This window comes from Providencia sp. PROV024 (genome assembly GCF_032709665.1).
GTDB classification, from domain to species: domain Bacteria; phylum Pseudomonadota; class Gammaproteobacteria; order Enterobacterales; family Enterobacteriaceae; genus Providencia; species Providencia huashanensis.
Window position 1 is genome coordinate 3,265,562 of the sequence record NZ_CP120545.1, and the last position, 13,424, is coordinate 3,278,985.

A 13,424-nucleotide genomic window follows, 5' to 3' on the forward strand; every position below is an offset into this window, starting at 1 on the left:
ACTAAGCTTATTATTTACATAGTTGATTTCTATAAAATATTGACAATTTTTGATAAGCAATAAACGTCTAGTTACCCCTTATTTTTGGTTATAAGTGCCATTTATAAAAATTAAGTGCAATTTTTATTGAAATTAAACCTGAAGGTTTTATATTTTTTAAAGAGTTATCTAAAACTGGATTTGAGCTTTATTTATAGCAACAATAACGCTAATACACTGACTGTCATACCGTGGTGGTCAATATTCCTGTTTTGCTGTACCGCGAATACGTCACAAATAAAGTTCTCTGAATCCCACTTTGACAAAAATTGGAGATCAGATGAGTACTGAAAATGTAGTTAACCAGAAAGCCTCTATCGACTCTTGGCGGCGTATTGCTTCAGAGCTATTAAATGAAGCAGGCATTGAAATTAATGGTTCCCGCCCTTTCGATATACAAGTTCATAATAACCAATTCTTTAAACGTGTCCTACAACACGGTTCAATAGGGTTGGGTGAAAGCTATATGGATGGCTGGTGGGATTGCGAGCGGTTGGATATGTTTTTTCAGCGCGTTTTACGCCATGGGCTTGATAACAAATTACCCCATCATTTCAGTGATACGTTGAAAGTCGCTGTAGCACGAGTGCGAAATTTACAAACCCTAAAACGGGCTCGTATCGTTGGTGAAGAGCATTACGATCTAGGTAACGATTTATTTTCTTTGATGCTAGACCCTTACATGCAATATTCCTGTGGTTACTGGAAAGGCTTAGACCATAGCCCTGAAAACCTCCCTCTAGCTCAAGAACAAAAATTAAATTTAATTTGTGAAAAATTACAATTAAAACCAGGTATGCGGTTACTTGATATTGGCTGTGGTTGGGGAGGTCTTGCTGCCTATGCAGCTAAACATTTTGGCGTTTCCGTCACTGGTGTCACAATTTCAGCTGAACAGCAAAAATATGCACAGGCTCGTTGTGCTGATATGGATGTCAAAATTTTATTAGAAGATTATCGAAACCTTAATGACCAATTCGACCGTATTGTTTCAGTGGGTATGTTTGAACATGTTGGGCCAAAAAACTACGCAACCTATTTTGATGTTGTCCAACGTAATTTAGCCTCCAATGGTTTATTTCTCCTTCACACCATTGGGTCTAATCGCAATAAAGTTAATGTTGATGCGTGGATCAATAAATATATCTTTCCAAACGGCTGTTTACCCTCAATACAAAATATTGGCGAAAGTAGTGAAGGCAAATTAGTGATGGAGGATTGGCACAATTTTGGTGCGGATTACGACCATACACTGATGGCGTGGTACGCTCGTTTTCAATCCGCTTGGCCTGAGCTTGAAGCTAATTATACACCTCGTTTTAAGCGTATGTTTTCTTATTACCTCAATGCGTGTGCTGGTGCATTCCGAGCTCGCGATATTCAATTATGGCAAATTCTCTGGAGCCCACAGGGTGTTGAAGGTGGCTTACGTGTTGCCCGCTAAATGTTGAAATTGAATTAGGATTGCAAAAATAAGCTAAAAGAAAGTTCTGTCATCAGAGCTTTCTGGCTTATACCTATTTTACCCATTCAACCATTGTTCAACCAGTTGCAAGCTTTGTTGTATATTCTTCCTTATCATATTGCACTTTAATGACCAGTAATGCCTAAAACCCTACTGTAATGAAACCAGTACTTGACAGCTTAACCCCGTGCTTTCCATAATAATTTCTAGGCTAATGCCTTGTTTAAGTAGCTTACTTGCCAAAACAATTGTTGCCTCTTGTCGTTCTTTTTCTCGCCCTCGCTCAATGCCTTAAAGTAGACCTTCTTGGCGGCCTTTATCCTGTAACCGCTGTGCAATATTCATTATAGTTTCCTTATGTTTTTCGGTTTGCTCCCCCAATGCCTGCACAATATGTTCGAAATTAGTGGAGTCCAACACAATGAACAAATAATTCACGATAGTCACGATATCATTATCACTATTACAGTGTTGAGTGACCAAGCAAGGCCACTATCTGTTTAAGCTAATGCCAGCTCTGGCTGAATTATGCTATAGATTTGATTTTTAAGCGTAGTTTGTTGGGCTAGAAGATAAACATGTTCTGCTACGTCTGCCCGCATCACTAAACCGTGAACATCATCTACTTGTTGTAATATCGCTTTTCCTGTTGCTTGTCCGTGCAGTAAACCACCAGGGCGAACGATGACATAATCGAGAGAGCTCGTTTGTAACCATGATTCAGCAAGGGATTTTTCACGCACGGCTTGACCAAAAGCGGTACGTGCCCGTAAAGACAAATATTGCCATGAATCACCGCATCCAAGCGATGTCACGAGAACCATGCGAGATATACCAGCCTGCTCGGCACAATCAATTACAGTGCGGTGAGCTAAATAATCCTGTGTTCCCCCCATCGTAGAAATAACCGTTGCTGAGGCGCCAGCTGCTTGGCAAGCTGCCGAAACGACGGCCTTATCACAAGCATCACCCCTAAACACCTGTATGCCTTGATCTTCTAGCATTTCGGCTGATTGAGAATTACGCACTATTGCGATAACAGGACGTTTATCCGTAACTGCCAGTTTAACAACCATATTACCGACGCCTTTACCACCAGCGCCCAAAATTAACCAAGGACTCATTCTTGTACCCCTATCAATCTTTATGCCTGTAACTCATTAATATGCAACTTTGATTTAATCAAATTATCAACCTACTGCTCCTAGCCCGTCTATTTCATCCTATCCCCCACAATAAAACATTACTTATTTTAATGTTTTATTGTGAAATACTATTTTTTACATTCATTAAAATGTGACTAATCTAACTTTTTTATTAAAAATTTTTTAAGTGAAAAATAAATAAAACAACAATTAATTTACAAAAAAATTTTTAATATCAATAGCTAACACACCAAATACCGAGTCTATCATATTGATACCCATAATAATATCAATGTTAATGCGAAGAATTATCATTTGCATTTATATTTTTATTTGATTTAATGACACCCGTTATATATCAGAAAAATGATAATTACCATACTAGTAATATCATTATTATCTTTAATTAAAATGGAGTATTCCGATGAAAAAGTTAAATGTTATTGCTCTAGCATTCGCAGCATGCGGAATGTCTTTTAGTACCTTTGCCGCTGTCGGTTCTGATCAAAGCCAGCCTTTTGATCCATCGGGCCCTTCCGTACAAGTAGGTGCCACAGAAGGTACTGCTGGAGGCCATGGTGGCGCAATTGGTGACCCTGGAATAGGAGTTCAAGCTGTCTATGGCGGCAAAACTATTTCTTTTTCTGGTTTAACAAAAATGGCTCCAAAACAAGCTGGAAATGAAGCCCATGTGATTTCAATGCCTAATACTCCTGGCAATCCAGCCACACACAACAAAATGGGCGTATTCAATTTTGCACAAGTTGCCAACGCTGAAATTTACTTTGGTGAATGGTCATCAACAGGCCAAGTCAATGACACCACACATACTGCTTATTACTCAGGTAAAGATGTTACTAGCAATATGCCAACGGCAGGAACTGCGGAATATTCAGTGAAAGGGATTAGCCAATACAACGGCGGTGCACTAGCGACGGGAACTTTGACGGCTAACTTTGGTAGCAAATCATTAGCAGGGAATATCGGTAGCACAAATATCGATGCCAAAATTAAAAATAACGCAACCTTCGCAGGGGATGCAACGCTAAATGGCGCTGTCGGTGAAGCTCGCGGTCACTTCTTTGGCGACCAAGCGAAACATATAGCGGGTGTGACTAAATTTAACGACCAAAGTAAAGATATGGCCTTTGGTGGGAGCCGAGGAGATATCTCCCAGTAACGTGTAAATCAATTTAGGTGGTCAACAAAGCATGATTGACAGTTGGCTGCCTACCTTTAATGCCGAAAACAACCTATGCAATATTTTTTACTTTTTTCCGTCACAACTATATTAGTACTTTCTTTCCCTACATTCTCAGCAAGTCTGGATACAGACCGCGAACAATTATTATGGCAGAAAGACAAACAAAACTATCGTGATAAAAGCGCCGTTGTTCCCGGCAAAGACCAACAGTTACTCCCTGATGACATGTCTATTAATCTTAGCGGTAAAACTTACACGCTGAGAAACAATGCCCAAGATTTAGGGCAAGCAATTTATTTAGCCATTAACCATCGGCAATTTCAGGATGTACAGCGTTTATTAAAACGCTATCAGGCTTTGTCTGACGCTGATCCGTTATTGATTTTATTTGCTAAAGCCGAAATAGAAAAATCGCAAAATCACTACCCTCAAGCCATTGCGTATTATCAACAGATATTAGCGTTATCCCCCCAATTTCTACGAGTCAAGTTGGAATTGGCTCGTGCCTATTTTGAAGACAACCAAAATAAAGAATCATTAGCGTTATTCCAAAGCCTAATTAACGATGAGACCCTCGCTTTGCCTGCTGGGGTTCAACAAACTATTCAACAGTTTATTGGCGCGATTGAAAACCGTACGGCTTGGACAGGAAGTTTATCTTTTGGATATAAATACAACAGTAATATTAATCAAGCCCCTAATAAAGATAAAGTTTGGCAAACGCCGGGCGGCACATGGAAAATGGCCAACCCAATCGCGTCTTCAGGGCTTACTTATGATGCTAGCCTCAGTAAAATTATCCCAATAACAGGAAACCATTCCCTTCAAATCAAGGGAACATCCTATGGTGATCGCTATCCACATTATGCTGAGTATAGTGAAAACACCTCATCTTTCGCTGCCTTATATCGCTTTAATAATGCAAATACAACCGTATCTTTGGGCCCGCAACTCGAACTAAAAACCGTCAATGAAAAGCGTCGATATTTAGGAATGGGGGGACGAATAGACGCAGATTATCAATTCACCCCTCAAGTGATCCTGACAACTTCAGCTGATTATCAACAACTTCATTATCAGAAACCCTATGACAGCGCTGATGGCTCGCGAACAGCACTTCATATGACGGGGATTTACGGTATTACACCTAATAGTTCCATATTTTTAGGTGCTGATGCCACTCGCGTAACCACTGAAGTTCGCAGTGACAACTATGACCAACTTGGCGCACGGGCTGGCTTTTATACGGTATTAACACCCGATATTCATTTCTTAGCATTAGCAACTTATCGAGAAAGCCAATTTGGTGCCTTCAACTATTTGCTAAATGTTAAGCGTCATGACCGTGAAACTATGTATTTTGCGCGATTAAATTTTCCAAATTACACACTACTAACCTTCACGCCTTATACCAGTTACCGCTTTCGAAATAATAAAAGCTCGGCAGATGGGATCTATTCCTACCATCAGCACGAGGTTTCAGTTGGGTTAGAAACCCGCTTTTAAGTGTTATGGCATAGAGAAAAACAAAATGTACAAATACAAATTAAAACCTATTACTACTGCAATTATTACCACCCTCTTTTTCCCAGCAACGACTCAAGCGGAAAAGAAAGAACATATTGGCACTATTACTGTTCAGGACTCCGCAAAAACCATCAAGGAACGAGACCAACAAGGCTACGATGATCAATATGATGCCAAGGGTTCTAAGATATATTTAGGTAAAGATCTAGTTGAACGCTATAAAGGAACCAGCACCGCTGACGTACTAAATAGTGCAATTGGTGTATACAGTGGCGATGCGCGTAATAGTGGAGCATTAGACCCTAATGTCCGAGGTATTCAAGGTCAAGAGCGCGTCCCCGTCACAGTCGATGGCACAGAACAATCTTTAACGGTCTATCGTGGTTATAATGGCGCCAATAACCGTAATTATGTAGACCCTAACCTCATTAGCAGTATTGATATTGAAAAAAGTGGTTCACTGGTTAGCGATATCAAAACATCCGTTGGTGGTGGGATAGCAATTAGAACTATAGGAATAGATGATGTTGTCGCCCCCGATGAGAAATTTGGCTTTAGTTTAAAGCTAGAAACCAGTAGTAATTCGACACGAGAACGAGTACCAAACTTTGGATATGGTAGCGATTATCGAGATCACCCTGAGATCTATAAAAACAATAACTATGTTTTTTCAGACCCCGTCGTTAATATCACCCCAAAATCTCGCGGTAATGCGCAATTTTTCAATTTTAAAGATAACGGTGGGAGAATAGCAGTAGGTACCCGCCAAGAAAAATTTGATGTTATGGCGGCCTATGCATACCGCCGACAAGGCAACTATTTTGCTGGCAAAAAAGGCGCTCATCGCTACCAAGAAGCAATTCAGCTCAACGAACAACAAACAGTGCAACAGCAGCTAGGCCCAGACCCATACCTCCCTTTCGCAGCCAAAATATATGGTCCCGGGAAAGAGGTCACAAATACATCTAATGAATTAGAATCTTATTTAGTTAAAACAAATTTGTATCTCACTGAAAACCAAACATTACATTTAAGTTTTAGGCGCAGCGAAAGTACCTATGGTGAAATTATGCCTTCGCGTATCGGCTTTAAAGAAATTGAAGGGAAACAAGTGCTTCCTCAATGGCCATTAGCCCACTTTACGGTAAATGCCTATAATGCAGAATATGCATGGAAACCTGATGACAATCCATGGATTGATCTAAATGCCAATATCTGGATGACACACTCTGTTGGTGATACAAATACCTCAGGGGGTTACCCTCGTGAACCTAAAGAACGTGATTGGGGGTTTGAATACGGCTATGGAAACGGTAAAGACCCTAATATTGACGGTTCTTTAATTAATACTGCCGCAACAAACTCTGAAAATGACCGCATCGGTTTCAACTTGCGAAATACAATGGCACTTACACCAGATCTGGACTTAACGCTACGCGGGTCAATGCTTAAAGAAAAATTAGACTCTAATGATGTGCCCCCCTCCCAATCGGCTAGCCCCTTTATTGCTCTCCCCCGAAAAGGGCATCGGCAAGAGACAACCATTGCTTTTAACTTTAACTATAGGCCAACAACATGGTTAGAGCTTGATGCAGGCGCAAAATATATTGATGGTTGGACAGAAGATGATTACTTAAAAGAGCAAATGAGAAAACGCATCAATGGTTTTCAAAACCCTGATGAACGCCTTGCTAGAAGGATCAACTACAACCGAATTTTGACACAAGAAGAATATGACAAAGCCGTCGCTAAAGGTTATCAACCCTTTGGCGGTTCTTATCGTAATAAACAAATTTTAACTGAGGTATTAGGGCTTGATGATGTAGATTACCATGTTTATATCACCGAGAGAAAAGACCCTCAGCGACCAAACGAAAATGGCGTTTTAGACGTCAGTTTCCGTACTGACTGGAAATCGGATAAAGATGGCCGTTACACAACAAAAACGAACCCTTTCCACAATGGCACTATCGACCCACAAGCACGCGCAATTGACCCCGTCACAGGTAAGGAAGTGTTTGTTTATAATAAAGCGTATGAACATCCAGCAAGCGAACTTAAGCGAAAACTCACAGAGGAAGAAAAATGGCAGTTTCCCGGCAAACAAAAAAGTCATGGCTGGGCCCCTGCTTTTGGTGCAAATATCTGGTTATCGGATAATGACCGAGTTTATGCACGCTATATCGAAACAATACGTTTACCAAGTATTTTTGAAAACAGTATCGGCTTTGCAGGCTCAAGTGAAGCCCGCAAAGAAAAAATGGTTTTTAAACCAGAACGAGCTAAAACCATGGAATTTGGCTATTCTCGTAACCTTCAAAGCTTATTAGGCGCTGAACGCCATGCAGATATAAAAATAGGTTACTACCACACTGTAATCGAAAATGCGTTTGACCGTGATGGTCGCCTTAACTTTATTCAAGTAAAAGAACATAAAACCGCAGGGATTGAAGCCCTCGCTCGTTATGATAATGGCGGGGTATTTATGGATATAGGTATTGATTACCGCTTGAAAAATGAAGTTTGCGATGACTCCGAGCCTGCAAAAGTAGACATTGGTAATCAATATAATATTTCCCAATGTACAACAGCTGGATTTCCCGGCGGCTTCTTGAGAACGCAGTTACAGCCCAAATATGCGATTAACTCGAACCTTGGGATGCGTTTTATGGATGAAAGCCTTGAAGTAGGAACTCGTTTACGTTACACCAGCAGCGTGCAAAATAAAGATGAAAAGAAAATGATGCAGCGTTACCCCGGTAGTTATTCAATGGCGAATAATAGCCCTATGCACTGGACTCCAACATTAACCGCCGATGCCTACGCTCGCTACCAAATAGATAAAAACATCAATGTTGAGTTTTTAGTTACCAATTTAACTGACCGTTATTATATCGACCCATTGACTCGTAGTATGATGCCAGCGCCTGGGCGCACATTACGCTTAGGATTAAATGCACAATTTTAATATTGGTTAGTTATTTATCATAAAAGGATACCCGTATTAATATGTAACGGATATCCTTAACTTATTTAAACGCCTTAACTCAAGTATCAATCTTTTTATCAAAGACCTGATATACCTTACCGCTCTATTATTTCTCTTATTCTAAAACGCATCATGATTCGACAGTAAGCCAAAGCCATCTTTACTTATTATTCTCGATCACCTAGGCGTTATTTAGTCTCTATAACCTTGAATAAACACACTTCATACTCCCCTCACCAGAACCAATGAAAGCAAATGAAAAACAAAAAGCTCACCTTATGCCAAATGAAAGTAAAAATGTAAAATTTGCAACCCTTATCACAAAATATCAATTAATAGTTCTAAATCATATAGATAAATATAAATCACCACACTTACACTATTTTGTTTTTCTTTCGAAACAAATCACAGTAGCTTTCGATTGGTCATTTTTTGTGATCATGACTTCAATTTCGACATTTTCGATCACTTACTTTTTGATATTATGCAAAAGTATAAATAATATATAAAAACACAAAACGAAAGAAAACGTAAATAAAGAGGAAGAAGCAATGACTGTTTCGCGCAGAAGCTTTATCAAAGGATTAGCAGCCAGCGGTGCAGCAATGTCGGTTTCTAGTCCCATTTTAGCCAACTCAGGGAAACCTTCTAATGGCATGCCAGCCCGTCCTGATAATGCTCCAAATTTATTGATCATTTTCCCAGATGAAATGCGTGCACATGCATTGCAATTTATGGGAGAAGATCCTTCGATTACACCTAACCTAAATAAGTTTGCCAAACAAGCTAAAGTAATGACACAAATGGCGTCTAACTACCCATTATGTTCACCATTTCGCGGCATGTTTATGACGGGTCAATATCCTGTTCGTAACGGCATAACAGGTAATGCTCATGACTATGGCGGTAAGGTCGGTATTGATTTATCTCCTTATTCGAAATGTTGGTCCGATGTATTGAAATCACTCGATTATAGTACAGGCTATATTGGAAAATGGCATTTGGATGCACCTTATGCCCCTTTTATTGAAAGTTATAATAACCCGATGGAAGGCCGTTATTGGAATGAATGGGCAGCACCTGATCGCCGCCATGGCTTTGATTTTTGGTACTCCTATGGCACTTATGACCTACATATGAAGCCTATGTATTGGGGGAATGATACACCACGTGAGAAGCCAATTTATGTCGACCAGTGGGGGCCTGAACATGAAGCTGATATGGCTATCAAATTTCTACGCAATGAAGAGGGTAAATACCGAGATACATCGAAGCCATTTGCTTTAGTGGTTTCCATGAACCCTCCTCACTCCCCTTATGACCAAGTGCCACAAAAATATTTAGACGCTTACAAAGGAAAAACCTCACAAGAACTTAATACCAGACCAAATGTAAAATGGGATACTGAATATCAAGAAGGCTATGGTCCCCAATACTTTAAAGAGTATTTAGCGATGGTAAACGGCGTTGACGACCAATTTGGTCGCATCGTTGACGAACTAGAAAAACAAGGTCTTGCAGACAATACGTTAGTCGTCTTTTTCTCTGACCATGGTAGTTGTCTTGGGGCTAATGGGCAGGCAACTAAGAACAACCCTTATGAAGAGTCTATGCGCGTACCAATGATGTTCCGTTTACCCGGAAAAATCAAAGTAGGACAAGATGATGCATTGATGTCTGCGCCAGATATATACCCAACAATATTAGGGCTACTAGGGTTAGAACACTGGATCCCCGGCTCAGTTGAAGGGAGTAATTTAGCGGAGCGTATAACAACAGGTGAAGGCGATACCGCTAATTCACAGCTATACCTGTTTATTCCTTATGGCGAACCTTCATTTGGTAAACGGGGGGTACGAACTAAAACCCATACATTAGTTATTGATCGCCAAGATGGCCAGCCTCTGAAATATACTCTTTACGATAACGTAAATGACCCTTATCAAATGAAAAATGTCGCTGATGAGAATAAACCGCTTATCGATAAATTAATTAAAGAAGAGCTAGTTCCTTGGTTAGAAAAGACAGGTGATTCTTGGAGACCAAGTGAATTTATTACAGCAACAACAAATAAATTAAACAAAAAAGTCACAGAATGTGAAACTAAATAATTAATATTAATTTGCCACCTCTCCTTAGGTGGCAATTTCATAAAAAATAAAACAATAAATTCTCTAATAAAACAGGGAACTACTACCATCATGCTTAAAGCATACAGCTTGGAATAAAGATAATGAAAAAACTATTTATCACTAGTGCCGTATTATTTGCAGTTTCTTCACAATATGCACTCGCTAATAACTATAAAACGACAATTGAATACCGTCATCAATATTTAGATGCTTCTGGGAAAAGTGGCGACCGTATTAAAGCCTTTTTGGATACTGGGAAAAATATTGGCTTTGAGTTAGATGCTCGCTATGGAAATAAAGATGGCGCATATGATGCAATGAAAATTGATGGTTCTGAGTTTTCTGCATTTTATTATAAAAAACTCAATCCAAACCTCGTTGGCCTTGTTGGTGCATCTCTTGATTTTGATAAGCTCGGTCTAGTTTATGTTCCTTACGTCCGCTTAAACTATACGTTTGATAACGGTATTCGCTTACAAGGTCGTTATAAATGGAAGGTTTGGGATTATGGGCAAGTTGGTGAAAACGGCAGCAACTACCACTCTAAAGTTCAAGAATTTGATAGCTGGATTGGTTATAAATGGAATAATTTAGACTTACAATATCAATTAGACTTAATGTGGGAAATGGCTGATAACGCACAACCTATGTATAACAATAAGAAATTTGATTATCAACATAACGTGCGCCTACGTTATGATATTAAAGCTGATGATGGCGCATTATGGCGACCATTTGTTGAAGTAGGTAACGTGAAAGAAAATCGTTTCTCAAGCGACCGTCAAACCCGTTTCCGCGTTGGTATTCAATATACTTGGTAATTAAGCAGCGGTTATTATTAATCTAAAAACATTAAGACCTATTTCTGAAATATTGAATAGGTCTTTTTATTTAAAAAAACATTGAGCACCCTACATTCTACAGTAATAACAATAAAAAAAAACGGTTATGTTTTATTACTAAAAACATAACCGGTGAAATAACAAATATAGTATTAAAAAGTAATAACAATGAGCAATGCTAAATGAATTTATAACCTAACAAAATAAATTGATAACTTCACTACCCGCTAATAAATAAGCTCCCGCACCATAATCCATATTATGTTCAAAATTAACATCTCTCGGGTTAAATGCAGGTAATTGTACATAACCTAACATACCATTAGGGTGAATACAGCCGCGTAATGCGACCCAAGCCTTTTCTAATACTGGGTAAAAAGTCTTTTCATCTAAAATATTATGATTAATTCCCCATGCTATTCCATAACAAAATAACGCTGCCGCACTACTTTCAGGCGCCGGGAAACTTTGTGGGTCAAGCAAACTCGTACGCCAAAAACCATCTTCTTGCTGATAAGGAATGATTGCAGCCAATAATTCTGTAAACAAATCAATATAACGTTGACGATCGGGATGGTCACTCGGTAAGTGTGGTAAAATCCGAGGAATTGATGCGATAACCCAACCGATCCCTCTGCTCCAAAACACTTTCTCGCCATTCGCCTCACGTAGCTCACTACCTTGGCCATCTGGGATATAACGATAATCACGATAAACAAGCCCAGTCTCAATATCGCGTAAATGCTCAATTGCATCCCAATAAGCTTGATTCATGTAGTTTAAATAACGTACATCTTTTATTTTTGCCGAAAGCGCGGCAAATGCTGGGGGCGCCATAAATAAGGCATCACACCACCACCAATCTTCGCGACCCGCTTTGGGCTCTGCTAACATCAAATCAAACGCTTTAATCGTTGGCTCAAGAACTTCCGGTTGTAAAAATTGGCTACTCGCCACTAAATAAGCTTGCGTACAAACATGGTCATCCGCAAAGCGTGCATTAGGGCCTGGGCGAAACCCAGTATGAAGTGTGTAATTCATCACACCATCAAGGTATTCCTTATCTTGTGTCGCTTGCCATGCCGCAGCAACACAAGACCACAGAACGCCACGCTCCCAATCCGTATCTTTAATAAAACGGGTTTTTCCACTACGGCGGATCACACTACGTACCTGATTCGCAGACTGAAAACGGTATACTCGTTTCATATCCTGCAAAACAGTATTTCGTTGTAGCGATTGAGGTAATAATGATTGTTCCATTCTTATTCTCCTGATGGATTAACGGGCCAACCATCCACCATCTACCGCAATGGTATAACCATTAATATAGTCACTGGCTTTTGAAGCTAAGAAAATGGCAGGCCCTGCGAGATCATCTGGAGTTCCCCAACGGCCGGCAGGTATGCGCTCCACGATTGCTGCATTACGAGCCGCATCAGCGCGCAGTGCCGCCGTATTATCTGTTGCCATATAACCAGGTGCAATGGCATTAACATTAATATTATATTGAGATAACTCTGTTGCCAGTGCGCGAGTCAGCCCCATTACCGCGGACTTACTGGCCGTATAAGATGGCACCCGAATACCACCTTGGAAAGATAGCATTGACGCAATATTAATGATTTTGCCACCATTGCCTTGTTTTACAAACTGACGGGCAACGCGTTGTGATAGGAAGAATAATGTTTTTTGGTTAATGTTGATCACATCATCCCAATCTTTTTCACTAAACTCTAATAAGTCTTCACGGCGAATAATTCCCGCATTATTAACTAATATATCAATATGACCCATTGCCGATACTGCTTCGTCAACTAAATCTTGTAAGCCTGATTGTTCCATTAAGTTCATGGTAATGTAATGAAATTTGCGCCCTAATGCTTCTATCTGCTGTCGTGTTTCAGGTGCATCTTGTACACCAACCCCAACAATATCAGCTCCTGCTTGTGCCAAACCAATAGCCATACCTTGCCCTAACCCAGTGTTACACCCCGTAACGATGGCAACTTTCCCAGTTAAATCAAATAAATTCATGATGAGTTCCTCTAACGATGTGGGAATATCCCACATCGTTTTAC

10 protein-coding genes are annotated in these 13,424 nt (G+C 39.9%); 6 read left to right on the forward strand and 4 right to left on the reverse strand.

Annotation, left to right across the window (positions count from 1 at the left end; genetic code table 11):
* Window positions 1-319 precede the first annotated feature (319 nt).
* Entirely contained in the window at window positions 320-1,483 is a 1,164-nt protein-coding gene (cfa, locus tag P3L56_RS15155; protein ID WP_042845262.1) for a cyclopropane fatty acyl phospholipid synthase, read from the forward strand.
* A 312-nt stretch (window positions 1,484-1,795) separates the two neighbouring features.
* Here the strand turns inward: cfa and P3L56_RS15160 are convergent, their stop codons facing one another.
* Both P3L56_RS15160 and P3L56_RS15165 read right to left on the reverse strand, forming a co-directional pair.
* Entirely contained in the window at window positions 1,796-1,987 is a 192-nt protein-coding gene (locus P3L56_RS15160; protein ID WP_225832987.1) for a hypothetical protein, read from the reverse strand.
* Window positions 1,988-2,004: 17 nt separating this feature from the next.
* Window positions 2,005-2,628: an NAD(P)H-binding protein gene (locus P3L56_RS15165; protein WP_166685690.1), complete on the reverse strand. Its 624-nt coding sequence runs from the start codon at window positions 2,626-2,628 to the stop codon at window positions 2,005-2,007.
* A gap of 445 nt (window positions 2,629-3,073) precedes the next feature.
* On the opposite strand from P3L56_RS15165, the gene P3L56_RS15170 reads away from it, so the two are divergent.
* From P3L56_RS15170 to P3L56_RS15190, 5 genes are all read left to right on the forward strand, one after another.
* Window positions 3,074-3,829, forward strand: a complete 756-nt coding sequence (locus tag P3L56_RS15170; RefSeq protein WP_042845264.1) for a Slam-dependent surface lipoprotein — start codon at window positions 3,074-3,076, stop codon at window positions 3,827-3,829.
* A gap of 75 nt (window positions 3,830-3,904) precedes the next feature.
* A complete protein-coding gene (locus P3L56_RS15175; protein WP_048608007.1) occupies window positions 3,905-5,359 on the forward strand; it encodes a porin family protein in 1,455 nt (484 codons plus the stop codon).
* Between the two features lie 25 nt (window positions 5,360-5,384).
* Window positions 5,385-8,348, forward strand: coding sequence for a TonB-dependent receptor plug domain-containing protein (locus P3L56_RS15180; protein ID WP_272686161.1), 2,964 nt, complete (start codon window positions 5,385-5,387; stop codon window positions 8,346-8,348).
* 572 nt (window positions 8,349-8,920) lie between these two features.
* Complete coding sequence (locus P3L56_RS15185) at window positions 8,921-10,480, forward strand: sulfatase-like hydrolase/transferase (RefSeq protein ID WP_210831718.1); 1,560 nt, start codon at window positions 8,921-8,923, stop codon at window positions 10,478-10,480.
* Between the two features lie 122 nt (window positions 10,481-10,602).
* Window positions 10,603-11,322, forward strand: coding sequence for an oligogalacturonate-specific porin KdgM family protein (locus P3L56_RS15190; protein WP_042845267.1), 720 nt, complete (start codon window positions 10,603-10,605; stop codon window positions 11,320-11,322).
* A 216-nt stretch (window positions 11,323-11,538) separates the two neighbouring features.
* Here P3L56_RS15190 and P3L56_RS15195 read toward each other — a convergent pair whose 3' ends face one another.
* On the reverse strand, window positions 11,539-12,606 hold the full coding sequence (locus tag P3L56_RS15195) for a glycoside hydrolase family 105 protein (protein ID WP_042845268.1): 1,068 nt from the start codon (window positions 12,604-12,606) through the stop codon (window positions 11,539-11,541).
* Window positions 12,607-12,624: 18 nt separating this feature from the next.
* Window positions 12,625-13,380, reverse strand: coding sequence for a 2-dehydro-3-deoxy-D-gluconate 5-dehydrogenase KduD (gene kduD / locus P3L56_RS15200; RefSeq protein WP_042845271.1), 756 nt, complete (start codon window positions 13,378-13,380; stop codon window positions 12,625-12,627).
* Window positions 13,381-13,424: the final 44 nt, after the last annotated feature.

Excerpts from the sequence above, each read along its gene's own strand:
- P3L56_RS15170 (WP_042845264.1), top strand. The coding sequence starts at position 3,074 with ATGAAAAAGTTAAATGTTATTGCTCTAGCATTCGCAGCATGCGGAATG.
- P3L56_RS15190 (WP_042845267.1), top strand. The coding sequence starts at position 10,603 with ATGAAAAAACTATTTATCACTAGTGCCGTATTATTTGCAGTTTCTTCA.
- cfa (WP_042845262.1), top strand. The coding sequence starts at position 320 with ATGAGTACTGAAAATGTAGTTAACCAGAAAGCCTCTATCGACTCTTGG.
- P3L56_RS15175 (WP_048608007.1), top strand. The coding sequence starts at position 3,905 with ATGCAATATTTTTTACTTTTTTCCGTCACAACTATATTAGTACTTTCT.
- P3L56_RS15195 (WP_042845268.1), bottom strand. The coding sequence starts at position 12,606 with ATGGAACAATCATTATTACCTCAATCGCTACAACGAAATACTGTTTTG.
- P3L56_RS15180 (WP_272686161.1), top strand. The coding sequence starts at position 5,385 with ATGTACAAATACAAATTAAAACCTATTACTACTGCAATTATTACCACC.
- P3L56_RS15165 (WP_166685690.1), bottom strand. The coding sequence starts at position 2,628 with ATGAGTCCTTGGTTAATTTTGGGCGCTGGTGGTAAAGGCGTCGGTAAT.
- P3L56_RS15185 (WP_210831718.1), top strand. The coding sequence starts at position 8,921 with ATGACTGTTTCGCGCAGAAGCTTTATCAAAGGATTAGCAGCCAGCGGT.
- kduD (WP_042845271.1), bottom strand. The coding sequence starts at position 13,380 with ATGAATTTATTTGATTTAACTGGGAAAGTTGCCATCGTTACGGGGTGT.